At 41.0% G+C, this 782-nt stretch carries 1 protein-coding gene; it reads left to right on the top strand.

Annotated elements, in window-relative coordinates:
• Positions 1-178 precede the first annotated feature (178 nt).
• Positions 179-634, top strand: coding sequence for an IS200/IS605 family transposase (gene tnpA / locus CLOSYM_RS17545; protein ID WP_009296449.1), 456 nt, complete (start codon positions 179-181; stop codon positions 632-634).
• Positions 635-782: the final 148 nt, after the last annotated feature.

Consider the following 782-nt stretch of genomic DNA (forward strand, 5'->3'; position numbering starts at 1 on the left):
TTCTGGCTTTAGCCAGTTGAAGGCATTGGAGTTTTTCGTGTTCCGAAAAATGATAATGCCTGAAACAGGAAACCACCTGCTTTGCGGGTGGTGTAGCAAGTGCTTATAGCACAAAAATCACCTTTCCGATAGAATAGAGTTGTTCAAGCTACTATCTAAGAAAGGAAAGGTGATTTTAATGGCACACAAGAAACATGATATGGCACATACAAAGTGGATGTGCAAATACCACATTGTGTTCACTCCTAAGTATAGACGAAAAATGATTTATAATCAATATAAAGAAAGCATACGAGATATATTAAAAACGTTATGCGGATATAAAGGAGTGGAAATACTGGAGGGTCACTTAATGCCAGATCATATTCATATGCTGGTAAGTATTCCACCGAAATACAGTATATCCAGCTTTATGGGATACTTAAAGGGAAAAAGTGCGCTGATGATATTTGATAAGCACGCAAATCTAAAGTATAAATACGGAAATCGTCACTTCTGGGCAGAAGGTTATTATGTCAGTACAGTAGGTCTAAATGAGGCAACAGTTAGGAAGTACATTCAGGAACAGGAGAAGTATGATATAGCAATGGATAAACTGAGTGTAAAGGAATATGAGGACCCCTTTAAGGGGTAGCCGGTATTACAAACGCCCTTTAAAGGGGGGCGACGAGTCAAGGGCATAGTGGCTTGAACAGAGTGAAAGCCAGCGTCTTTAGGCGCTGGCCGGTAACTGTCCCCTTATAGGGGCGAGCAAACCACCCGTTTGACGGGTGGTCATGATT

This window comes from [Clostridium] symbiosum ATCC 14940, from assembly GCF_000466485.1.
GTDB lineage: Bacteria > Bacillota > Clostridia > Lachnospirales > Lachnospiraceae > Otoolea > Otoolea symbiosa.

Bases quoted from the DNA above. Each gene is read 5' to 3' on its own strand.
- tnpA (WP_009296449.1), top strand. From the start codon at position 179: ATGGCACACAAGAAACATGATATGGCACATACAAAGTGGATGTGCAAA.